Consider the following 23,018-nt stretch of genomic DNA (forward strand, 5'->3'; position numbering starts at 1 on the left):
AGCCGTCAGATACGGCACGATAGCAACAGGGCAGGTCCGGCTTATACAGATTGCAGCAGTATGGACAGGCCGAGGTGGCGGAACGCAGCCCCGGCAATCAATAGCGGCGGATCAGGCCGACAAGCTTGCCCTGCACCTTGACCCTGTCGGGTCCGAAGATGCGGGTTTCATAGGCCGGATTGGCGGCCTCAAGAGCGATCGAGGCACCCTTGCGGCGGAAACGCTTGAGCGTCGCTTCTTCGTCGTCGACGAGGGCGACGATGATCTCACCGGGATTGGCCGTGGTCGAGCTGCGGATGACCACAGTGTCGCCGTCGAAGATGCCGGCCTCGATCATCGAGTCGCCCTTGACCTCGAGCGCGTAATGCTCGCCGCCCATGATCATGTCTGGCGGCACCGAAATCGAATGCGTCTTGTGCTGGATGGCGTCGATAGGCACACCGGCAGCGATGCGTCCCATGACGGGAATGGCAACCGCCGAAGCAACATCGTCGTCATTGCCGGCCGACATGCTGCGTGACGGCTCGGGTTTGCGGCCGAGGCTACCCTCGATGACGCTGGGCGAGAACTTCTTCGCTGCGTTGAGGCCAGGCGCGATCGAATCGGGCAGGCGCAGCACTTCAAGCGCGCGCGCCCGGTTGGGCAGGCGTCTGATGAAGCCGCGTTCTTCGAGCGCCGTGATCAGGCGATGGATGCCGGACTTGGAGGCGAGGTCGAGTGCTTCCTTCATCTCGTCGAAGGACGGCGGAATACCCGCTTCCTTCAGCCGCTCGTGGATGAATAGCAAAAGCTCGTGTTGTTTGCGCGTCAGCATCGCCACCCCCGAGGAATCAGAAGAAAAACAAACCCAGAACAAACACTATCTGTTCCAGTTGTGTTCCGCAACTGTTGATATTTCGTGAAGGGTGGAAGGTGCTGCTCAGCGCAACATCATCACCTGGCAGGCGCTGCCGGCTTCGACTGCAGGCGCGAAGGGCACCCGCACGATGGCGCAGTTGGCGTCGGCCAGCGTGCGCAGCATCGAAGAGTCCTGGATCAGGTAGGGTGTGACGACGAGACCCTCAGCGGTCTCGCGCGCAATCGCGCGGACAAAGTCCTGGCGCAGGTCGTTGGCCGCCATTGCCATGTCGAGAATGCCGTTGCGCATATCGGGCGAATAAGGGCGGCCGCCAAGCTTCGCCAGCAGAGGTTTCAGGAAAATCTGCGAGCAGATCAGGCTGGCGACCGGATTGCCCGGCAGGCCGACGCAGCGGCTGTCGCCGAGCCGGCCGAACATCAGCGGCTTGCCCGGGCGCATCGCGATCTTCCAGAAGTTGAGATCCATGCCGAGATCGGTCAGGACACGGTGAACGAGGTCGTGGTCGCCGACCGAAGCGCCGCCCAGCGTGACGATCACATCGGCGTCGGCGGCGAGCGCCTTGGCGACCAGTGCGGAGATTGCCTCGGTGCGGTCGGCGGCGATGCCGAGATTGAGCACGCGCGCGCCAACCGACTGAACGATCGCCGCGACGCCATAGGCGTTGGAGGCGATGATCTGGTCGGGCCCGGGATTGCTGCCCGGCGGCAACAGCTCGTCGCCGGTGGCGATGATGGCGACCAGGGGCGCCCGCAGCACTTCGACGCTGGGATGATTGGCAGCTGCGATCAGCGAGAGCGCAGCCGGGTCGAGCACACGTCCTGCATCAAGGATGAGGTCACCCTGCTTGAAGTCGAGGCCCCTGGCGCGGATGTTACGGCCAGCAAGCGTTGGCTCGAGCACCGCGATCTCGCCATTGCCGATATCGCGAACGTTTTCCTGAATGACGACGGTATCCGCGCCCTCAGGCACCGGTGCGCCGGTGAAGATGCGGACGCACTCGCCCGCCCCGACGGTGCCCGTGAACTGCTTGCCGGCGGGTGCCTGGCCGATGACCTTGAGCTGCGCCGGCAGTGAAGCGATGTCGGCGGCCTGGACGGCGTAGCCATCCATGGCGGAGGCGTCAAAGGGCGGCTGGGTGCGCAGGGCGTGTAGTGGAGCCGACAGCACGCGGCCCGATGCCTGGGCAAGGCCGACAGTTTCCGTGCCGCGTGGTTCGGCAGCGTCGAGCAGGCGCGCCAGGGCGTCGGCGACGGGCAGCAGCGCCATCTATTCGGCAGCCTTGTAGTCGCCCGACTTGCCGCCGGTCTTCTCGACCAATCGGATGCCGGAGATCACCATGCCGCGGTCGGCGGCCTTGGCCATGTCGTAGATGGTAAGGCAGGCGACCGAGGCAGCCGTCAGCGCTTCCATCTCGACGCCGGTCTTGCCGGTGACGCGGGCAAGCGCCGTGACGTGCAGGCCGGGCAGCGCCTCATCTGGCTCGATCTCGACCGAAACCTTGGTCAAAAGAATGGGATGGCAGAGCGGCACGAGCTCATGCGTGCGTTTGGCCGCCATGATGCCGGCAATGCGGGCGGTGCCGAGCACGTCGCCCTTCTTGGCGTTGCCCGACAGGATCAGATCAAGCGTTTCCGGACGCATGACGACATGGCCTTCGGCAATTGCCGTGCGTGTTGTCTCGGCCTTGTCGCCGACATCGACCATGTTGGCCTCGCCGGTGGCGCCGATATGGGTGAGGGTGGTTGCCATGTCAGGCGCTTGCCAGGGCTGCGCCATCGAGCAGCGCACGCGTCGCCGAGGTCACGTCGGCCTGCCGCATCAGGCTTTCGCCGACGAGGAAACTGGAGATGCCGGATTTCTCCAGACGCAGGCAATCGGCATGGGTGAAGATGCCGCTTTCGCCGACCAGCAGCCGGTCTGCCGGCACCATCGGCGCCAGGCGCTCTGACGTGTCGAGGCTGACCTCGAATGTGCGCAGGTTGCGGTTGTTGATGCCGAGCAGGCGCGACTGAAGCTTCAGTGCGCGTTCTGTCTCTTCTTCGTCATGGACCTCGACGAGCACGTCCATGCCGATTTCGAACGCCTCATCCTCGAGGCGCCTGGCATCGTCGTCGCTCAGGCTCGCCATGATGATCAGGATCGCGTCCGCGCCCCATGCACGTGCTTCGTGCACCTGATAAGGCTCGAACATGAAGTCCTTGCGCAATGCCGGCAAGGCGCAGGCGTCCCGCGCGGCGGTCAGGAACTCCGGTGCGCCCTGGAAGGACGGCGTGTCGGTCAGCACCGACAGGCAGGCAGCGCCGCCGTCGGCATAGGCCCTGGCGAGCGCCGGCGGATCGAAGTCGGGACGGATCAGGCCTTTGGACGGGCTCGCCTTCTTGATCTCGGCGATCAGGCCAAAGCGGCTTTCACGGTGCCTGGTTTCGAGTGCCGCGAGAAAGCCGCGCGGCCTGGTGACGTCGCGGGCGCGCGCTTTGAGCTCGGCGAGCGGCAGCAGCGCCTTCGCTGCGGCGATCTCGTCGCGCTTGTAGGCTTCGATGCGGCGCAGGATATCGGCCATGTCTCTATCCGTTCGAAACGGCGACCAGTCGGTCGAGCACTGCCTTGGCGCGGCCGCTGTCGATTGCCTCGGCGGCAAGCGCCACGCCTTCGCCGATCGTTGCAGCCTTGCCGGCAACGACGAGGCCGGCACCGGCATTCATCAGCACCGTGTCGCGATAGGCACCCTTGGCACCTTCGAGAACCCCGCGCAGGGCAGCGGCATTGTAGGCGGAATCGCCGCCGCGCAGCTCTTCGCGCGTATGCTTGCTCAAGCCGACTTGTTCGGGCGCCAGCGTAAACGTGGTGATCACACCGTCCTTGAGGGCTGCGACATGGGTCTCACCCGTGGTGGTGATCTCGTCATAACCGTCGCCGTGGACGACCCAGACGTGCTGGGCGCCAAGTTCCTTCAGCGTCTCGGCCACCGGACGCACCCATTCGGGCGAGAACACGCCAACCAGCTGGCGGTTGACGCCGGCGGGATTGGAGAGCGGGCCGAGCAGGTTGAAGATGGTGCGGGTGCCAAGTTCGACGCGGGTCGCGCCGACATGCTTCATCGCCGGGTGATGCGCCGGCGCGAACATGAAGCCGACGCCGGCGTCATGGATGCAGCGGCCGATCGCCTCTGGCGTGAGGTCGATGTTGACGCCAAGAGCGGTCAGAACGTCGGCGGCGCCGGTCAGCGAGGACAGGCCGCGATTGCCGTGCTTGGCGACAGGCACACCTGCGCCCGCGATGACGAAGGCCGAGGCAGTCGAGATGTTGACGCTGTGCGAACCGTCACCGCCGGTGCCGACGATGTCGATGGCATCGGCAGGGGCTTCGACGCGCAGCATCTTGTCGCGCATGGTGGCGACGGCGCCCGATATCTCGCTGACGGTCTCGCCGCGCACCCGCAGCGCCATGAGAAAGCCACCGATCTGGCCGGGCGTGGCTTCGCCCGACATGATGATGTCGAAGGCCTCGCGTGCCTCCTCGAAGGTGAGAGGGGTGCCCGCGGCGACCTTGGCAATATGCGGCTTGAGTGCGCTCATGGCGTTCCCACCGCGAGTGCGCGGGTGATCGCCGCCTGGTTGATCGTTGCTTGATACTCGCCCTGGAGCTGGGCGACGATCTGGTCGAGCAGGTCGTCCGACATGCCGGAGGCAAACTGCTTCTGCGCGTCCTCTGGCACCGCGCTCTTGTCCGCACCGGCCGGCTCGAACACTTCGGCGACCTTGAACAGGATCTGCGCATCGCCGGCAGGGGCGGTGATGATGCCAGTGCCGCCCTGGCCCATTGCAAACATCGCGGAGGCACCTTCGCGGCCAAAATCGGCATCGTCGGCCTCGCGCTTGAGGCCGCGCTTGGTCTGCTTTTCGAGCTTGAGTTCGCCGGCGATCACGTCGAGCGAGGCACCGTCCTTGAGGCGCTTCTCCAACTCGTCGGCTTTTGCCTTGAGACGCTTCGTCGCTTCGGCAGCGGTCCAGTCGGCGACGACCTTCTCGCGGACCTCGTCGAGCGTGCGGTCGCGGGCAGGCGTGATCTCGTCGACCTCGTAGAAGACGAAACCATTGGTGCCGACATTGAGCGGCGGGTTTTCGGTGCCGGATTCGGCGGTGAAGGCCGCCTGGATCAGGTTGCGCGAGTCCGGCAGGTCGTTGACGATCGTGCCGTCTGGCTGCTGGCCGGCGCGGTCGATGGCATCGATGGTCACCATCTTGAGCTTCAGCTTGTCGGCGGCAGCCTTCATCGACTCACCGGCGGCGCGGGCGTCCTCGTAGGAGTCGTGCACGTCGAGCAGGATGCGGTTGGCTTCGGCCAGCGCCAGCTCCTTGCGGATCTGGTCCTTGACCTCGTCGAAGGTCTTGACGGTTTCCGGCGTGATCTCGCTGACGCGGACCAGCACTGGGCCGAAAGCGCCCTGGACGACGTCGCTGACCTGGTTGGCCTGCAGCGCGAAGGCGGCGTCGGCGACAGCCTTGTCGGCGATCCTGTCCTTGGTCAGCGAGCCGAGGGCAACGTCAGCCGCGGTCTTGCCTTGGTCGGCGACAACCTTGTCGAAGGTCGCACCACCCTTGATCGCATCGGAAGCAGCCTTGGCCGCATCGGCGCTCAGCACAAGCTGGTCGATTTTGCGCGTCTCGGCGGTGGTGAAGTGCGACTTGTTCTTGTCGTAGTCCTGGCGCGCCTGTTCTTCGGTCACGGCGGCGGCATCCATGATGTCTTCCGGCTCGAGCTTGACGTAGCTCAGCTTGCGGAATTCAGGGGCGGCGTAGTTCTTCTTGTTTTCCTCGAACCAGGCCTTGAGCACGTCGTCGCCTGGTGCCGCGATCGGCTCGACGAGCGACTTGGGCAGCGGCAGGTAGTCGATGGTGCGATCTTCGCCGCGGTAAAGTGCGACGGCGCGCAGGAAGGTGTCGGGAGCCTCGAGGCCGTCGGACACGGCTTCGACGATTTGCTGGCGGACCGCAACCTGGGCGCGGTTCTTCAGATAGTCTTCGGGGCGCATGCCGATCTGGCGCAGGATGTATTCAAAAGCCTGGCGGTCGAACTTGCCGTCGGCGCCGCGGAAGGTCGGGTCGTCCCAGGTGAGTTCGGCGAGGCGGTCCTTGGAGAGGCCGAGGCCGAGCTTGCGTGCCTGTTCGTCGAGCACCGCACCGGCGACGAGCTGCGAAAGTACCTGGTTGTCGATGCCGAGCGCGTTGGCCTGGTCGCGGGTCAGGCGCTGGCCGAACTGCTGCGACATGACGTTCAGCTGGCGGTCATAGGCGAGGCGGTATTCGACACCTGTAACATGCGTGCCGCCGGCCGTGACCACCTGGTCGCCGCCGAATTGGCTCATCATCTGACCCGAGATGCCCCAGATCGCGAAGCTGACGACGAGGAGCAGAAGCAACAGCTTCGCAACCCAGGTTCCAGCAGCACTTCGCATCGATTCGAGCATGTAACAGATCCCGTATACGCGCATTGTCGCATGCGCCTGCATGAACGAAGCGCAATAGCGCCCTTCGCTGCCAGTGTCGATTGCTTTGTGGCTTGTTTTTGGTAGTGAGGTTGCCCGAGCGAACATCGATTTCGAGGGAAGAGCACTATGACGCCAGGAATCCGCCCACTCGTTGCCGGCAACTGGAAAATGAACGGCACCAGCAACTCGCTCAACGAATTGCGCAACATTGCCGGCGGTTTCATGAGCGGCCTCGATGCCGAGACAGACGCGCTTCTGTGCGTGCCGGCGACGCTGCTTTCGCGTGCTGCCGAGATCCTGCACCGCACCCCGGTCAAGATGGGTGGCCAGGACTGCCATGCCAAGGAGAGCGGCGCCCATACCGGCGACGTTTCCGCCGAGATGCTCAAGGACGCCGGTGCCAGCCACGTCATCGTCGGTCACTCGGAGCGCCGCACCGACCATGGCGAAACCGACGAGATCGTGCGCGCCAAGGCGGAAGCGGCTTGGCGTGCAGGGCTGGTTGCCGTCATCTGTGTCGGCGAAACCCATGCCGAGCGGGAAGGCGGAACGACGTTGCAGGTATTGTCGCGCCAGATCGAAGGCTCGGTGCCGACGACGGCAACGCCTGCCAATGCTGTCATCGCTTATGAGCCGGTCTGGGCGATCGGCACCGGCTTGACGCCCACGGCTGCCGATGTCGCCGAGGCGCATGCCCATATCCGCGAATGCCTTGCCGCGAAGCTGGGTACGTCGGCTGCCAAGATGCGCATTCTCTATGGCGGTTCGGTCAAGCCATCCAATGCCAACGAATTGCTGGCTGTCGCCAACGTCGATGGCGCATTGGTCGGCGGCGCCAGCCTCAAGGCTGCAGATTTCCTCGGCATTGCCGACGCCTATCGCAAGCTCTGATTCACCACACGTGACCGTTGCAAAGGCAACGTGTCACCCCATATTCGGCCGGCGGGCTTGGAAATGCCTAGAAAGCATTGTATTGAGCCGCCTCCGGAGTGCCGGGCGCTTTTGCGCGCGGCCCTCCCACGTCAGGAAAGATCCCAGGAAGCGCAATGGAAACCGTCCTCATCGTCATCCACTTGATGGTCGTGCTCGCCCTTGTCGGCGTTGTGCTCCTGCAGCGCTCTGAAGGCGGCGGCCTCGGTATCGGTGGCGGATCGGGCTTCATGACGGCGCGCGGCGCTGCCAACGCGCTGACGCGCGCCACCGCCATCCTCGCGACGGTGTTTTTCGTCACGTCGCTGACGCTGTCGATCGTTGCCCGTTACGGCGCCAAGCCGACCGACATCCTCGACCGCGTGCCGACTACCCAGAGTGGAACCACCGGCGGCAACGGCGTTCTCGACCAGCTCGGCGGCTCGACCGCTCCGGCAGCACCCGGTACTGCCGCGCCGGCTGCTCCGGCGTCGGACGCCACGGCACCTGCGGCTCCCGCGACTCAGCCCGCCGCGCCTGCCGCTTCGGGCACCGAGCAGCCAGCTCCGGCCACGCCGGTAGCCCCTGCGACGCCGCAGGTTCCTAACTAACTATTTACCCTTTGCCGCAACCTGTTGTTGTTTGAACACAGTTGCGGCAAATGCCGCATCAATCACGACAATTCGATTGGTCAGCCGGTGGTGCCTCCCTTGAGGCGCCTCCGGCTAATCTATTATAGCAGGGTTGCGGCATTCGGCGGGGGAGCCTTGGGGGCACCGCGTTTGGTCGCAAGAAAATTTCGCGTTGAACGTTCGGGATCCCTTCGCCATGCAGCTCCGCCGCATCCTTCTTGCTGGCCTTTGCGCCACTTTCATGAGCTCGACAGCCTTTGCCGCCACCTCGGCCGGCACCGTTGCGGCGCCGCAGCCTGCCGCAAGCGACGTCATCACTGTCGCCGCCAAGAGCGATGCTACTGAACTCAAGCTGCTCAAGAAAAAGAAGAAGCCGACCGACGAGGACCTGTCGCGAATCAAGGACCTCGAAGCCAAGATCAAGGCCGATAAGGAAGTCGCCCGGCTGAAGATGCTCGAGGCCAAGAAGATGGCGATGCGGGCTGCGGCCAAGGCGAAGGCCGAACAGGCCCGCGAACTCGCCCGCCTGAAGAAGTCTGAAAAGGCAACCGCCCAGGTTGCCACCGCCGCAGCTCCGGCTCCCAAGCGCAATCTCCAGCCGCTCGCTGTGTTGAAGCCGATCGAGCCACTGACGCCCGACGTCGCGGAAGTGGCTTCTGCCGGCAACAATGGCGAGCTGCGCAGCGAGGGCCAGGATCGCCCACGCCAGACCGGACTGCTCGCCGGCATCTTTGGCGGTAGCGCGCCGCAGCAGTCGATGCTGCCGCAGACGCGCGCGCTCGACGCTGTGCTGCAGGCCAAGCAGGCCAAGAAGCAGTTCAAGGTGAAGTCCGACTTCGAGCCGCAGGAAGTGACGTTCCCCGGCTATGAGCGTGGCCAGATCGTCGTCGATACCGGCTCGCGCTACCTCTATCTGATCGAATCGTCGTCGACGGCGCGCCGCTACGCCATTGCGGTCGGCCGCGAAGGCCTGGAGTTCAAGGGCAAGGCGACGATTGGCGACAAGCAGGAATGGCCGCGCTGGATTCCGACCAAGGAAATGCAGGAACGCGAGCCGAAGAAGTACGGCCAGTACAAGGACGGCATGAACGGCGGGCCGGAAAACCCGCTCGGAGCGCGTGCCATCTACCTTTACCAGGGCAAGAAGGATACCCATATCCGTATCCATGGTACCAACCAGCCGCAGACGATCGGCACAAACTCTTCGAACGGTTGCTTCCGTATGGTCAACGACCACGTCATGGATCTCTACAACCGCGTGAGGATGGGCTCTGAAGTCATCGTCATGTAAGGCGTTTTCAAAACGCTGATAGCGGGCCGGCGGTCACGCCGGCCTTTTTGTTTGCATGGCCTAGCGGCAGCAACACTGAACAGCCAGATAGGGAAAAGTCCGACGCGGCGGATTTTTCTCTGGCGGAATCGATTTGGCCGCGTTAAGCGATGAATCCCATGGCGCGATATGTTTTTATTACCGGCGGCGTGGTCTCTTCCCTTGGAAAAGGCATAGCCGCAGCGGCCCTTGGGGCTCTTCTGCAGGCACGCGGATATCGCGTGCGCATCCGAAAACTCGATCCGTATCTCAATGTCGATCCGGGAACGATGTCGCCTTACCAGCATGGTGAGGTGTTCGTGACCGACGACGGCGCGGAAACCGATCTCGATCTGGGTCACTATGAGCGCTTCACCGGGCGTTCGGCGAACCAGAGCGACAACATCACCACCGGCCGAATCTACAAGAACATCATCGAGCGCGAGCGGCGCGGCGACTATCTCGGCGCAACCGTCCAGGTCATCCCGCACGTCACCGACGAGATCAAGAACTTCATCCTCGACGGCAATGACGAGTACGACTTCGTGCTCTGCGAGATCGGCGGTACGGTGGGCGACATCGAGGCGATGCCGTTCCTCGAGGCGATCCGCCAGCTCGGCAACGACCTGCCGCGCAACAACGCTGTCTATGTCCACCTGACTTTGATGCCGTACATCCCGACCGCTGGCGAGCTCAAGACCAAGCCGACCCAGCATTCGGTCAAGGAACTGCGCTCGATCGGCATTGCGCCCGACATCCTCCTGGTGCGCGCCGACCGCGACATCCCGAAGGAAGAACGCCGCAAGCTGTCGCTGTTCTGCAATGTGCGCGAATCCGCCGTCATCCAGGCGCTCGACGTCGGCCACATCTACGACGTGCCGCTTGCCTACCATAAGGAAGGTCTGGACTCGGAAGTCCTGGCCGCCTTCGGCATCGATCCGGCACCCAAGCCGCGTCTCGACCCTTGGCAGAATGTGTCGCAGCTGATCCACAACCCGGAAGGCGAAGTCACCATCGCCGTGGTCGGCAAGTACACGGGCCTCAAGGACGCATACAAGTCGCTGATCGAGGCGCTGTCGCATGGCGGTCTCGCCAACAACGTCAAGGTCAAGCTCGACTGGATCGAAAGCGAAGTCTTCGAGAAGGAAGATCCGGCTCCATTCCTCGAAAAGGTCCACGGTATTCTGGTTCCCGGCGGCTTCGGAGAGCGGGGTTCGGAAGGCAAGATCCTGGCGGCCAAGTTCGCCCGCGAGCGCAAGGTGCCGTATTTCGGCATCTGCTTCGGCATGCAGATGGCGTGCATCGAGGCGGCCCGTTCGCTGGCCGGCATCGAGGCTGCTTCGTCGACCGAGTTCGGTTCGACCAAGGAGCCGGTCGTCGGCCTGATGACCGAATGGCTCAAGGGCAACATGCTCGAGAAGCGCAAGGCTTCGGGCGATCTCGGCGGCACGATGCGTCTCGGCGCGTTTGACGCCAAGCTTTCCGAAGGCTCGAAGATCGCCGAGATCTATGGCGACACCGACATCTCCGAGCGTCACCGCCACCGCTACGAGGTCAACATCGACTACAAGGACCGCCTCGAAGAGTGCGGCCTGGTCTTTGCCGGCATGTCGCCCGACGGCGTGCTGCCCGAGACCGTCGAGTATCCCGACCATCCCTGGTTCATCGGCGTGCAATACCATCCGGAGCTGAAGAGCCGTCCGCTGGAGCCGCACCCGCTGTTTGCGAGCTTCATCGAGGCCGCCGTCGAACAGAGCCGGCTGGTCTGATATCCATGCGCGCCGACGTGGACTCGCCGGCGCGCATTTCTTTTCCCGGGTGGCCGGCCGCATGACCACCTATGTCGCGCTGCTCTACAGCATCGTTCTCGGACCCGGCCGTCGCCTCGTCATGTCCGACTTGCGTGACATGGCGACGGATCTCGGCCTCGAAAATCCGCGCACGTTGGTTGCTACCGGAAACCTCGTCTTCGAGGCAGAAGGCAAGACGGTTTCGGCACTGGAGCGCAAACTCGAAGCGGCGTTCGCGCCAAAATTCGGCAAGCATGTCGATATCATCGTCCGCGATGCCGCCGCCTGGCTGAAGCTCGTCGCTGCCAACCCTTTTCCCGCGGAATCCGAACTGCACGCCGATCAGGTCGGTGTCCGTGTGATGCGCGAGCCGGTGACTTCGGAAGTGATCGAGCGGCTTCGCCCCTATGCCGCCGACGAAAAGCTCACATCTGTCGACGGCGACATCTGGCTCTATTTTTCCCGCAATATGGCGTCGTCGCGGCTGCTTGGCGCTCTGACGCCCAAGCGCGCCGGTGGTGTCGGCACGTCGCGCAATTGGAACACGGTCCGCCGGCTGGGCGACATGGTGGCGTCGTAGCGCGAGCGGGGGCAGTCTTGCTTCACATCGGGATTTCGGGCACAGCGCAGCCATGACGAAAACCAACAGCCCACGGCCGCTCGACCACGTGGTCCTGCCGACCGGTGACCTGACGCTGGCGCGCGACCGGCTTGCCGCACTTGGCTTCAGCGTTTCGCCGCAAGGCACGCACCCGTTCGGAACCATCAATTGCTGCGTCTATCTCAGCGACGGCACCTTCCTGGAGCCGCTTGCCGTCGGTGACCGGGTCGCGGCCGACAAGGCGGTTCGTGAAGGCAACGCGTTTGTTGCGCGCGATCGTGTCTTCCGCGACGCGCATGGCGAGGAGGGCTTTTCGGCCGTTGTGTTCGGAACCGATGACGCCGACGCCGACCATACCGCGTTCGTGGCTGCAGGCGTATCTGCAGGCAGCCGGCTCGATTTTTCGCGTCCTTTCGTCGACGCATCGGGCAAGTCCGACGTGGCATCGTTTCGGCTGGCCTTTGCCGCACAGCCGAGCGTCGCTGCCGACGCATTCTTTTTCACCTGCGAGCGCGCAAACGTACCTGCCGTCGACCGGTCGGCGCTTCAGGCACATGCCAATGGCGCCGGACGCGTCCTGGCGATCGAGCTTGCTGCCGGAAATGTTGCGGCGGCGGGCAAGTTGCTTGCGACCGTCGCACGGAGTGTGGCCGGCGATGCCGGCGTGACGCTCGCAAATGCACGGCTAACCATCCGCAACGAACCGAATGCCATGGACATCCGCCTTGAAGCCATCGTCTTTGCTGTCGATGACCTTGCTGCGACAAAGGCGCTTCTTGTCGAACACGCGGTCACGCACGATCTGGACGGCCAGCGCCTTGTGGTGCCGGCTGCGCCGGGGCAGGGTGCAACCTTCATTTTCGAGGAACAGAAATGACCAAGCCGAATGCAAATGTGACGGTCGGCAAGACCCTCTTCGCCAATGATGCGCCGCTGTCGCTGATCGCCGGCCCCTGCCAGTTCGAATCGCGCCAGCATGCTTTCGACATGGCCGGCAAGCTCAAGGAACTTACCCAGAAGCTCGGCATCGGCTTCGTCTATAAGTCGAGCTTCGACAAGGCCAACCGCAGCTCGCTGTCGAGCACGCGCGGCGCGGGCCTTGAAGCTGCGCTGCCCGCCTTCGCCGACCTGCGCAAGGAACTCGGTGTCACCATCGTCACCGACGTCCACACCGAGGAGCAGTGCGCCATCGTCGCCGAAGTTGTCGACGTGCTGCAGATCCCGGCTTTCCTCAGCCGCCAGACCGACCTGCTGATTGCTGCCGCAAAAACCGGCAAGGTGGTCAACGTCAAGAAGGGCCAGTTTCTGGCGCCCTGGGACATGAAGAACGTTGTCGCCAAGGTGACCGGCTCGGGCAATCCGAACGTGCTGGTGACCGAGCGCGGCACCTCCTTCGGCTACAACACGCTGGTCTCCGACATGCGCGGCCTGCCTGTCATGGCCGACATCGGCGCACCCGTGATCTTCGACGCCACCCATTCGGTGCAGCAGCCGGGCGGGCAGGGCGCCACCTCGGGCGGCGAGCGCCGCTTCGTCGAGACGCTGGCGCGGGCGGCCGTTGCCGTCGGCGTCGCCGGCGTGTTCATCGAAACACACGAAGACCCCGACAACTCGACCTCGTCGGACGGCCCCAACATGGTGCCGTTCAAGGACATGCCGGCCTTGCTCGAACGCCTGATGGCCTTCGACCGTATCGCCAAGGGCTGACGGCAGGCTGTCTGCAACTCCAGCTTGAGCCCGGCTTGCGCCGGGCGTAGGCTCGCCTCCGTGACTGAGCGTATCAGCCGGAGAGCCTCCATGTCTGTTGCCCGCGTTACCGAAATCACCTCGTCGTCGACCAAGAGCTTCAAGGACGCCATCGAAGAGGGCATCGCGCGCGCCTCGAAGACGCTCAAGAATGTCGAAGGCGCCTGGATTCAGGACCAGAAGGTCGTCGTCGAGGATGGCAAGATCGTTGCCTACCGGGTCAACATGAAAGTGACCTTCATCCTCAACGACTGAACCGCCGGCATTCCTGTCGCCGGGAAAATCGGGGAACCTCCACGCCGGGGGATCGTTAGTCCTGCATCCACAAACCAACGAGGAGCAGGATCATGACGACAGTCACTGGTCACACCAAAGCCATTCCCGCATCCAGGGTCATCGGCACCAACGTTTACAACACGGCGGGCGAGACCATCGGAACGATCGAGGACGTGATGCTCGACAAGCTGTCGAACGGCATCATGTTTGCCGTCATCGGTTTCGGCGGATTCCTGGGCATTGGCGAGCGCTACCACGCCATACCGTGGTCGACGCTGGACTTCGACAAGGGTCGCGGCGGCTATGTCGTTCCGTTCTCCAAGGAGCAGCTCAAGGCGGCACCTTCCTACTCGGTAAACGAACTGACCGAGGATGATGGCCGTCTGGCGCGCGATGCATCCTATGAGCACTATCGCGTCGAGCCTTACTGGCACTAGGCGTGCTGGTGGCGAATGCCTGACAAGCAAAAAGCCCCGCCGAAGCGGGGCTTTTCTTTTGTGCCGGGGACTTACCTTGGTGTCGGTAGTATCCGCACCTGCGACACGCCTTGCGGGGGCGGTTGACTGTCGCATGAGGTCAGAAACGCTGCGGCGATGAAGAACAAACTCAAGATACCACTCAACTCGGACATGGCGAAACTCCCTCTGTTTCGCCCCGCGCGCCCGCAGTTTACCCGAAAGTTTGGCCGATGCCTGCCTGTTCGGATGAATTATGATGACAGCGTTTTGTCTAAAGTGAATCCAGCGGCTGACGCAGCGTGATATTTGGCCGCCCGCGATTGCGTTTTCCTGATCTTTGGCTAAGACGGGCGCGGAAATCCAACCGATCCATCTGCGATCAGCTCCCGGGGATGCCTCACATGACAGCAATCATCGATATCGTCGGCCGCGAGATTCTCGACAGCCGCGGCAATCCCACCGTCGAGGTGGACGTGGTTCTTGAGGACGGCTCGATGGGCCGCGCCGCCGTTCCGTCCGGCGCCTCGACCGGCGCACATGAGGCGATGGAACTGCGCGACGGTGGCCCGCGCTATCTCGGCAAGGGCGTCGAGCGCGCCGTCGAAGCCGTCAATGGCGAGCTGTTCGAGGCAATCGGCGGCATGGAAGCCGAGAACCAGATCCACATCGACCAGACGATGATCGAGCTCGACGGCACGCCCAACAAGAGCCGCCTCGGCGCCAACGCCATCCTCGGCGTTTCGCTCGCCGTCGCCAAGGCGGCCGCCGAGTCGTCGGGGCTGCCGCTCTATCGTTATGTCGGGGGACCCAACGCTCGCGTCCTGCCGGTACCGATGATGAACATCATCAATGGCGGCGCGCATGCCGACAATCCGATCGACTTCCAGGAATTCATGATCATGCCGATCGGTGCGCCTTCGCTGCGCGACGCCGTGCGCTGGGGCTCGGAGATCTTCCACACCCTCAAGAAGGGTCTGAAGGAAGCCGGCCACAACACCAATGTCGGCGACGAAGGCGGCTTCGCGCCGAACCTCAAGAGCGCGCAGGCTGCTCTCGACTTCGTCATGGCATCGATCGAGAAGGCCGGCTTCAAGCCGGGCGAGGACGTGGCACTGGCGCTCGATTGTGCCGCGACCGAGTTCTTCAAGGGCGGCAACTATGTCTATGAAGGCGAGAAGAAGACCCGCGATCCCAAGGCCCAGGCCAAGTACCTGGCCAAGCTCGCCGCCGACTACCCGATCATCTCGATCGAGGACGGCATGGCCGAGGACGACTGGGAAGGCTGGAAGTACCTGACCGATCTGTGCGGCGACAAGGTGCAACTGGTCGGCGACGATCTGTTCGTTACCAATTCGGCCCGCCTGCGCGACGGCATCAAGATGGGCGTCGCCAACTCGATCCTGGTCAAGGTCAACCAGATCGGCTCGCTGACCGAGACGCTTGACGCCGTCGAGACCGCGCACAAGGCAAGCTACACCGCCGTCATGTCGCACCGTTCGGGTGAGACGGAGGACTCGACCATCGCCGATCTCGCGGTTGCCACCAACTGCGGACAGATCAAGACCGGCTCGCTCGCCCGTTCGGATCGCACCGCCAAGTACAATCAGCTCATCCGCATCGAGGAAGAGCTCGGCAAGCAGGCGCGCTTCGCCGGCAGGTCGATCCTGCGCGGCTGATCGCTTGTTGCATAGATGATTGAAAAAGGCGGGATGTTTCCCGCCTTTTTTGGTTCTGGAAGCGGGTGAGCAACAGACCGTAACGCTCCATTAAGCACAATGGAGCGACAAGAGCCTGAAAGAGGTTCTGACCATGTGGACACGCCAGCATAAGCAGACAAACACCGGGCGCCTGATCGTGCCGGCGCTGGCGGTGATGTTCCTGTCCTATTTCGGCTTCCACGCCTATCATGGCGAATTCGGTATCTATTCCAAGTACAGGCTCGAGGCGCGCGCCGTCGAACTCCAGACCCGGCTGGACACGGTCAGGGCGCAACGCCTCGATGTCGAGCGCCGCGTCCACATGCTCCACGACGGCTCGCTGGAGAAGGACATGCTTGACGAACAGGCGCGCAACGCCTTGAATATGTCCCATGCTGATGAACTGACCATAATGCGGCCATCCGGGCGCCGTATTAACTGAATTCCAGTTAATCAACAAGAAATCCAACGTTTTTAGACGCTTAACCGCATGCCTGCTATGCATTTTTCCGCATGGCGCAGCGTCACTCACCATGCTAGCGTTTGGACATGGAGAGGAGAGATTATGCATGATCTCCTCATTGTCCGCAAAGAGACGCCACTAGGGAGTGATGCATGGCCACCGCAGCCAAAAAAGCGCCTGCCAAATCTAGATCCGATTCAAAATCCCTTTCAGCGCCGGTAACACCCAAGCCGGTCGATTTCACCAAGGAACAGGACCTCGCGGCATATCGCGAGATGCTTCTGATCCGCCGCTTCGAGGAAAAGGCCGGCCAGCTCTACGGCATGGGCTTCATCGGCGGCTTCTGCCACCTCTATATCGGTCAGGAAGCGGTCGTCACCGGCTTGCAGATGTCGCTGATCGAAGGCGACCAGATGATCACTGCCTATCGCGATCACGGCCACATGCTTGCCATGGGTCTGTCGGCGCGTGGCGTCATGGCGGAACTGACCGGGCGTCGGGGCGGCTTGTCGAAAGGCAAGGGCGGCTCCATGCACATGTTCTCCAAGGAAAAGCATTTTTACGGCGGCCATGGCATTGTCGGCGCCCAGGTGTCGCTCGGCACCGGCCTGGCCTTCGCCAACCGCTATCGCGAAAACCCGAATGTTTCGGTGACCTATTTCGGCGACGGCGCTGCCAACCAGGGCCAGGTCTATGAGAGCTTCAACATGGCCGCGCTGTGGAAGCTGCCGGTGATCTACGTCATCGAAAACAACCGCTACGCCATGGGCACCGCCGTTACGCGTGCTTCGGCCGAGACGGATTTCTCGCAGCGCGGCGTGTCCTTCAAGATTCCGGGCATCAAGGTCGACGGCATGGACGTGCGCGCGGTCAAGGCCGCCGGCGATCTCGCCACGGAATGGTGCCGTTCGGGCAACGGTCCGATGATCCTCGAGATGGAGACCTACCGCTATCGCGGTCACTCGATGTCTGATCCGGCCAAGTACCGCTCCAAGGACGAAGTGCAGAAGATGCGCTCCGAGCACGACCCGATCGAACAGGTCAAGGCGCGCCTCATCGCCAAGAAGTGGGCCAGCGAAGACGACCTTAAGGCGGTCGACAAGGATGTTCGCGACATTGTGGCCGACGCCGCAGACTTTGCTCAGACCGATCCCGAGCCGGATGCTTCCGAGCTCTGGACCGACATCTTGATCTAAGGAAGGGCGCGAACATGCCGATCGAAATTCTCATGCCTGCGCTCTCGCCGACGATGGAAGAGGGCAATCTTTCCAAGTGGTTGAAGAACGAAGGCGACAAGATCGTCGCCGGCGACGTCATCGCCGAAATCGAAACCGACAAGGCGACCATGGAAGTGGAAGCTGTTGACGAGGGCACCCTCGGCAAGGTCCTGATCGCCGCCGGCACCGAAGGTGTCAAGGTCAACACGCCGATCGCGGTGCTTTTGCAGGATGGCGAAAGCGCTGCCGACATCGGCAAGGGTGCTGCGCCTGCCAAGGCCGAGGCGCCCGCTGCCGCGGCAGCACCGGCCGCTGCCGCTGCTCCGGTTGCCGCCACCCCTGTCGCTGCCGCGCCCAAGACTGAAGTCGCTGCCGACCCCGACATTCCCGCCGGCACCGAGATGGTGTCGACGACGGTGCGTGAAGCGCTGCGCGATGCCATGGCCGAAGAAATGCGCCGCGACGGTGACGTCTTCATCATGGGCGAGGAGGTCGCCGAGTACCAAGGCGCCTACAAGATCACCCAGGGCCTGCTGCAGGAGTTCGGCCCGCGCCGCGTCGTCGATACCCCTATCACCGAGCACGGCTTCGCCGGCGTCGGCGTCGGTGCTGCGATGACGGGCCTCAAGCCGATCGTCGAGTTCATGACCTTCAACTTCGCCATGCAGGCGATCGACCAGATCGTCAACTCGGCTGCCAAGACGCTCTACATGTCGGGTGGCCAGATGGGCGCGCCGATCGTCTTCCGTGGACCAAGCGGTGCGGCTGCCCGCGTCGCGGCCCAGCACTCGCAGTGCTATGCCGCATGGTACAGCCACATTCCGGGCCTCAAGGTAGTGATGCCGTATTCGGCAGCCGACGCCAAGGGCCTGCTCAAGGCTGCCATCCGCGACCCGAACCCGGTCATCTTCCTCGAGAACGAAATCCTCTACGGCCATTCCTTCGACGTGCCGAAGCTCGATGATTTCGTTCTGCCGATCGGCAAGGCGCGCATCCACAAGACCGGCAAGGACGTCACCATCGTGTCGTTCGGTATCGGCATGACCTATGCGATCAAGGCCGAGGCAGAACTGCGCGGCATGGGCATCGATGCTGAAATCATCGATCTCCGCACCATCCGTCCGCTCGACTTCGACACCATCATTGCCTCGGTGAAGAAGACCAACAGGCTGATCGTGGTGGAAGAGGGCTTCCCGCAGTCGTCGGTCGGCGACCACATTGCCAACCAGGTGTCGCAGCGCGCCTTCGATCACCTCGACGCGCCTGTCATCACCATCGCCGGCAAGGACGTGCCGATGCCCTACGCCGCCAATCTCGAAAAGCTTGCTCTGCCGAATGTCGGCGAAGTGATCGAGGCGGTCAAAGCAGTCACGTATCGCTGACACGGGCGGGAGGTCATCATGCCGATCAATATCACCATGCCTGCCCTTTCGCCGACCATGGAAGAGGGCAATCTGGCCAAGTGGCTGGTCAAGGAAGGCGACAAGGTTTCGCCTGGCGACGTGATCGCCGAGATCGAAACCGACAAGGCAACGATGGAAGTCGAGGCCGTCGATGAGGGCACCGTCGCCAAGCTGCTGGTTCCGGCCGGCACCGAAGGCGTCAAGGTCAATGCGCTGATCGCCATTCTCGCCGGCGACGGCGAAGATGTCGCGGCTGCAGCCAAGGGCGGCGATGCCGCTCCTGCCAAGGCAGACTCGCCGAAGGCGGAAGCACCTGTTGCCGCGGCAACTGCGGCGCCCACTGCTGCTCCGGTCGCTGCCGCGCCCGTTGCTGCTTCGGCAGCCAAGCCGGATGCGACCAACGGCGCTGCACCCTCCCTCGACGGCCGGACCTTTGCATCGCCGCTCGCCCGCCGCATCGCCAAGGGGGCGGGCGTCGACCTTTCGGCTGTCACCGGCACCGGTCCGCATGGCCGTGTCGTCAAAGCCGACGTCGAGGCTGCGATCTCGGGTGGCGGCGCCAAGGCTGCTCCTGCTGCCAAGGCTCCTGCCGGTGCTCCGGCTGCAGCACCCGCTGCCAAGGGCATGTCGGACGAACAGGTGCTCAAGCTGTTCGAAGAAGGCAGCTACGAGCTCATCCCGCACGACAACATGCGCAAGACCATCGCGCGCCGTCTTGTCGAGGCCAAGAGCACCATCCCGCACTTCTATCTGACCCTCGACTGCGAGATCGACGCGCTGCTGGCGCTCCGCGCCCAGCTCAACGCGGCGGCGCCGGTGCGCAAGACTGAAAAGGGCGACGTGCCGGCCTACAAGCTGTCGGTCAACGACATGATCATCAAGGCGATGGCGCTGGCCCTGACGGCCGTTCCTGATGCCAATGTGTCATGGACCGACCAGGCCATGGTCAAGCACAAGCACGCCGATGTCGGTGTCGCCGTGTCGATCCCTGGCGGTCTGATCACCCCGATCATCCGCCAGGCCGACATCAAGACGCTGTCTGTCATTTCCAATGAAATGAAGGACCTTGCCGGCCGGGCCCGCAACCGCAAGCTCAAGCCTGAGGAATATCAGGGCGGCACCAGTGCCGTCTCCAACCTCGGCATGTTCGGCATCAAGGACTTCTCGGCCGTCATCAACCCGCCGCACGCCACCATCCTGGCGGTCGGCGCGGGCGAGGAACGGGCGGTCGTCAAGAATGGCGAGATCAAGATCGCCAATGTGATGTCGGTGACGCTGTCGACCGACCACCGCGCCGTTGACGGTGCGCTTGGCGCCGAACTGCTCTCGGCCTTCAAGCGCTTCATCGAAAACCCGATGGGCATGCTGGTGTAGTTTCCCCATTTCCCCTCCCTGCCAAGGGAGGGGATTCGAGGACTTCAATCATGAAGACTGTGCTTTGTTATGGCGACTCGCTGACCTGGGGCTACGATGCCGCGGGTCCGGGCCGTCACGCGCTTGAAGACCGCTGGCCAAGCGTGTTGCAGGCCGAACTGGGCGAGGGCGTCGAAGTTATCGCGGAAGGGCTGAACGGCCGCACGACTGCCTTCGACGACAACCTCGCCGCTGCCGACCGTAACGGTGCGCGGCTTCTGCCGGCCATCCTCGGCACTCATGCGCCGATCGATGTGGTCGTCATCATGCTCGGCGCCAACGACATGAAGCCTTGGATCCACGGCAACCCGCTGGCCGCGAGGCAGGGTATGGCGCGCCTCGTCTCCATCGTGCGCTCCTACGACCACGGCATGGGTTATGCCGCGCCAGAAATCCTGCTGGTTTCGCCGCCAGCTGTTAGTCGCACCGAAAATGCCGAATACAAGGACATGTTCGCCGGCGGCGACGCAGCTTCGAAGCAGCTGGCCCCGCTTTATGCAGCGCTAGCCGACGAGGTCGGCTGCGGTTTCTTCGACGCCGGGTCCATCGCCGAGACGACACCGCTCGACGGCGTGCATCTCGATGCTCAGAACACGCGGGCGATCGGCACGGCACTCGCGCCGATCGTGCGCGTCATGCTGGAGCTCTAGAGCTTGGCTGGCGCTATCACCATCCGCAGGGCCGAGCGGCGCGATGCCGCCGAACTCGCCATCCTCGTCGACCTGTCATCGCACGGGCTGGCGTCATGGCTATGGTATGGTGCGGTGCTGGAAGGCACGACGCAGACGGCTCTCGAACATGGCCGCAACCAGTTGCGTTGTGACGACGACCGTTCCGGCTGGAAAAATGCCAGCCTGGCCGAGGTCGATAGCGAGATCGCCGGTCTGGTGATCGGCCATGTCGTCGAACCGTCCTTTGCCGAAGAGGAAGCGCCTCACCCGGTGTTCCAGCCGATCCTCGTGCTTCAGCAACAGACCATCGGCCATTGGTTCATCGACAGCGTCGGTGTCTACCAGCACCATCGCGGAAATGGCATCGGCAGAAAGCTCGTCGATCATGAACTCGAGCGTGCCGGCGCCCGGCCGGTCAGCCTGATCACCGAAAGCGACAACGACGTGGCGCTTGGCCTCTACAAATCCTGCGGGTTTGAGGAAATCGCGCGCCAGCCATCCGTATCGACCGACACCTACAGCAAACAACACGACTGGGTGCTGCTCACGCGCAGCGCGACCTGAACAAGAGGCACACTCATGGCTGACAATTATGACGTCATCGTTATCGGCTCCGGCCCCGGCGGCTATATCGCTGCGATCCGCGCCGCCCAGCTCGGTCTCAAGACTGCAGTCGTCGAGCGCGAGCACCTCGCCGGCATCTGCTCCAACTGGGGCTGCATCCCGACCAAGGCGCTGCTGCGCTCGGCCGAAGTGCTGCATCTCGCCGAGCACGCCAAGAATTACGGCCTGAAGCTCGAAGGCTCGATCTCGCCCGACCTCAAGGCCATCGTCGACCGGTCGCGCGGCATCGCCCAGCGCATGAATGGCGGTGTCGGCTTCCTGATGAAGAAGAACAAGGTCGACGTCATCTGGGGGGAGGCGAAGCTCACCAAGCCCGGTCAGATCGTCGTTTCCAAGTCGTCGAAGAAGCCGATGGAGCCGCAGGCGCCGCTGCCCAAGAACACGCTGGGCGAGGGCACCTACTCGGCCAAGCACATTATCGTTGCTACCGGTGCCCGTCCGCGCGCGCTGCCCGGCATCGAGCCGGATGGCAAGCTGATCTGGACCTATTTCGAGGCGATGGTGCCGCCGGAGATGCCAAAGTCGCTGCTGGTCATGGGGTCCGGCGCCATCGGCATCGAATTCGCCTCGTTCTACCGTACGATGGGCGTCGAGGTGACCGTCGTCGAAGTGATGCCGGCCGTCATGCCGGTGGAAGACGCTGAGATCTCGGCCTTCGCCAAGAAGCAGTTCGAAAAGCAGGGCATGAAGATCCATCTCGAGGCCAAGGTCACCAAGGTCGAGAAGGGCGCCAATTCGGTCACCGCCCATGTCGAGATGAAGGACGGCAAGATAGAGAAGATCACCGCCGACCGTATGATCTCGGCCGTCGGCGTGCAGGGCAACATCGAAAACATCGGCCTCGAAGCGCTCGGCGTGAAGACTGACCGCGGCTGCATCGTCATCGATGGCTACGGCAAGACCAACGTGGCGGGCATCTATGCCATCGGCGACGTCGCCGGGCCGCCCATGCTGGCGCACAAGGCCGAGCACGAGGCGGTCATCTGCGTCGAGAAGATCGCCGGCCTGCCCAACGTGCATCCGATGGACAAGCTCAAGATTCCAGGCTGCACCTATTGCAACCCGCAGGTTGCTTCCGTCGGCCTGACCGAAGCCAAGGCCAAGGCCGAAGGCAAGGACATTCGGGTCGGCCGCTTCCCCTTCGTCGCCAATGGCAAGGCGATCGCGCTCGGCGAAGACCAGGGCATGGTCAAGACCATCTTCGACAAGAAGACCGGCCAGCTGCTCGGCGCGCATCTCGTCGGCGCCGAAGTGACCGAGCTGATCCAGGGTTTTGTCGTTGCGATGAACCTCGAAACGACGGAAGAAGAGCTGATGCACACCATCTTCCCGCACCCAACGATCTCGGAAACGATGAAGGAAAGCGTGCTCGACGCCTATGGGCGTGCGCTCAACGCATGACCGATACGCATCGGCGCGTCTTTCGCGGCGCGCCCGATGCCATTATATGCGCAGAACGTCC

Annotated in this window: 23 protein-coding genes; 17 read left to right on the forward strand and 6 right to left on the reverse strand. The window is 63.3% G+C overall.

The window, feature by feature from the left end:
• Positions 1-97: 97 nt before the first annotated feature.
• From lexA to SLT36_RS15055, 6 genes are all read right to left on the reverse strand, one after another.
• Positions 98-814, reverse strand: a complete 717-nt coding sequence (gene lexA / locus SLT36_RS15030) for a transcriptional repressor LexA (RefSeq protein WP_067962367.1) — start codon at positions 812-814, stop codon at positions 98-100.
• A 105-nt stretch (positions 815-919) separates the two neighbouring features.
• On the reverse strand, positions 920-2,125 hold the full coding sequence (locus SLT36_RS15035; protein WP_432283357.1) for a molybdopterin molybdotransferase MoeA: 1,206 nt from the start codon (positions 2,123-2,125) through the stop codon (positions 920-922).
• Positions 2,126-2,608 carry a cyclic pyranopterin monophosphate synthase MoaC gene (moaC, locus tag SLT36_RS15040; RefSeq protein WP_432283358.1) on the reverse strand — a complete coding sequence of 161 codons (483 nt, stop codon included), beginning with the start codon at positions 2,606-2,608 and terminating at the stop codon, positions 2,126-2,128.
• 1 nt (position 2,609) lies between these two features.
• On the reverse strand, positions 2,610-3,419 hold the full coding sequence (gene trpC, locus SLT36_RS15045) for an indole-3-glycerol phosphate synthase TrpC (RefSeq protein ID WP_432283359.1): 810 nt from the start codon (positions 3,417-3,419) through the stop codon (positions 2,610-2,612).
• 4 nt (positions 3,420-3,423) lie between these two features.
• Positions 3,424-4,434, reverse strand: a complete 1,011-nt coding sequence (trpD, locus tag SLT36_RS15050) for an anthranilate phosphoribosyltransferase (protein ID WP_432283360.1) — start codon at positions 4,432-4,434, stop codon at positions 3,424-3,426.
• Positions 4,431-6,326, reverse strand: coding sequence for a SurA N-terminal domain-containing protein (locus SLT36_RS15055; RefSeq protein WP_432283361.1), 1,896 nt, complete (start codon positions 6,324-6,326; stop codon positions 4,431-4,433). The genes trpD and SLT36_RS15055 overlap by 4 nt, the downstream gene beginning before the upstream one ends.
• A gap of 147 nt (positions 6,327-6,473) precedes the next feature.
• On the opposite strand from SLT36_RS15055, the gene tpiA reads away from it, so the two are divergent.
• The 17 genes from tpiA to lpdA all read left to right on the forward strand — a co-directional run bounded on the left by tpiA (position 6,474) and on the right by lpdA (position 22,957).
• Entirely contained in the window at positions 6,474-7,238 is a 765-nt protein-coding gene (tpiA, locus tag SLT36_RS15060) for a triose-phosphate isomerase (RefSeq protein WP_432283362.1), read from the forward strand.
• Between the two features lie 155 nt (positions 7,239-7,393).
• Complete coding sequence (gene secG, locus SLT36_RS15065) at positions 7,394-7,867, forward strand: preprotein translocase subunit SecG (protein ID WP_432283363.1); 474 nt, start codon at positions 7,394-7,396, stop codon at positions 7,865-7,867.
• A 262-nt stretch (positions 7,868-8,129) separates the two neighbouring features.
• On the forward strand, positions 8,130-9,179 hold the full coding sequence (locus SLT36_RS15070; protein WP_432283364.1) for a L,D-transpeptidase: 1,050 nt from the start codon (positions 8,130-8,132) through the stop codon (positions 9,177-9,179).
• Between the two features lie 149 nt (positions 9,180-9,328).
• Positions 9,329-10,966 carry a CTP synthase gene (locus tag SLT36_RS15075; protein ID WP_432283365.1) on the forward strand — a complete coding sequence of 546 codons (1,638 nt, stop codon included), beginning with the start codon at positions 9,329-9,331 and terminating at the stop codon, positions 10,964-10,966.
• 61 nt (positions 10,967-11,027) lie between these two features.
• Positions 11,028-11,567: a DUF1697 domain-containing protein gene (locus tag SLT36_RS15080; protein WP_432283366.1), complete on the forward strand. Its 540-nt coding sequence runs from the start codon at positions 11,028-11,030 to the stop codon at positions 11,565-11,567.
• 52 nt (positions 11,568-11,619) lie between these two features.
• Positions 11,620-12,465 (forward strand): VOC family protein, encoded by an 846-nt coding sequence (locus tag SLT36_RS15085; protein ID WP_432283367.1) that lies wholly within the window; start codon positions 11,620-11,622, stop codon positions 12,463-12,465.
• The gene (kdsA, locus tag SLT36_RS15090) at positions 12,462-13,295 is read left to right on the forward strand and encodes a 3-deoxy-8-phosphooctulonate synthase (protein ID WP_432283368.1); all 834 of its coding nucleotides are present in this window, start codon (positions 12,462-12,464) and stop codon (positions 13,293-13,295) included. The genes SLT36_RS15085 and kdsA overlap by 4 nt, the downstream gene beginning before the upstream one ends.
• 90 nt (positions 13,296-13,385) lie before the next feature.
• Positions 13,386-13,589: a dodecin family protein gene (locus tag SLT36_RS15095; protein ID WP_067962338.1), complete on the forward strand. Its 204-nt coding sequence runs from the start codon at positions 13,386-13,388 to the stop codon at positions 13,587-13,589.
• Between the two features lie 92 nt (positions 13,590-13,681).
• The gene (locus SLT36_RS15100) at positions 13,682-14,047 is read left to right on the forward strand and encodes a PRC-barrel domain-containing protein (RefSeq protein ID WP_432283369.1); all 366 of its coding nucleotides are present in this window, start codon (positions 13,682-13,684) and stop codon (positions 14,045-14,047) included.
• A 422-nt stretch (positions 14,048-14,469) separates the two neighbouring features.
• Positions 14,470-15,744, forward strand: a complete 1,275-nt coding sequence (gene eno, locus SLT36_RS15105; RefSeq protein WP_432283370.1) for a phosphopyruvate hydratase — start codon at positions 14,470-14,472, stop codon at positions 15,742-15,744.
• Positions 15,745-15,877: 133 nt separating this feature from the next.
• Positions 15,878-16,207: an FtsB family cell division protein gene (locus SLT36_RS15110; RefSeq protein WP_432283371.1), complete on the forward strand. Its 330-nt coding sequence runs from the start codon at positions 15,878-15,880 to the stop codon at positions 16,205-16,207.
• A gap of 173 nt (positions 16,208-16,380) precedes the next feature.
• The gene (pdhA, locus tag SLT36_RS15115) at positions 16,381-17,424 is read left to right on the forward strand and encodes a pyruvate dehydrogenase (acetyl-transferring) E1 component subunit alpha (protein ID WP_067962334.1); all 1,044 of its coding nucleotides are present in this window, start codon (positions 16,381-16,383) and stop codon (positions 17,422-17,424) included.
• Positions 17,425-17,438: 14 nt separating this feature from the next.
• Positions 17,439-18,827, forward strand: a complete 1,389-nt coding sequence (locus tag SLT36_RS15120) for a pyruvate dehydrogenase complex E1 component subunit beta (RefSeq protein ID WP_067962333.1) — start codon at positions 17,439-17,441, stop codon at positions 18,825-18,827.
• Positions 18,828-18,845: 18 nt separating this feature from the next.
• Entirely contained in the window at positions 18,846-20,222 is a 1,377-nt protein-coding gene (locus tag SLT36_RS15125; RefSeq protein WP_432283372.1) for a pyruvate dehydrogenase complex dihydrolipoamide acetyltransferase, read from the forward strand.
• Positions 20,223-20,272: 50 nt separating this feature from the next.
• Positions 20,273-20,911 carry an SGNH/GDSL hydrolase family protein gene (locus tag SLT36_RS15130; RefSeq protein ID WP_432283373.1) on the forward strand — a complete coding sequence of 213 codons (639 nt, stop codon included), beginning with the start codon at positions 20,273-20,275 and terminating at the stop codon, positions 20,909-20,911.
• 3 nt (positions 20,912-20,914) lie between these two features.
• Positions 20,915-21,496 (forward strand): GNAT family N-acetyltransferase, encoded by a 582-nt coding sequence (locus SLT36_RS15135; protein WP_432283374.1) that lies wholly within the window; start codon positions 20,915-20,917, stop codon positions 21,494-21,496.
• Between the two features lie 15 nt (positions 21,497-21,511).
• Entirely contained in the window at positions 21,512-22,957 is a 1,446-nt protein-coding gene (gene lpdA, locus SLT36_RS15140) for a dihydrolipoyl dehydrogenase (RefSeq protein WP_432283375.1), read from the forward strand.
• Positions 22,958-23,018: the final 61 nt, after the last annotated feature.

Source organism: Aminobacter sp. BA135 (assembly GCF_050859125.1).
In the GTDB taxonomy this organism is placed as follows: domain Bacteria; phylum Pseudomonadota; class Alphaproteobacteria; order Rhizobiales; family Rhizobiaceae; genus Aminobacter; species Aminobacter ciceronei.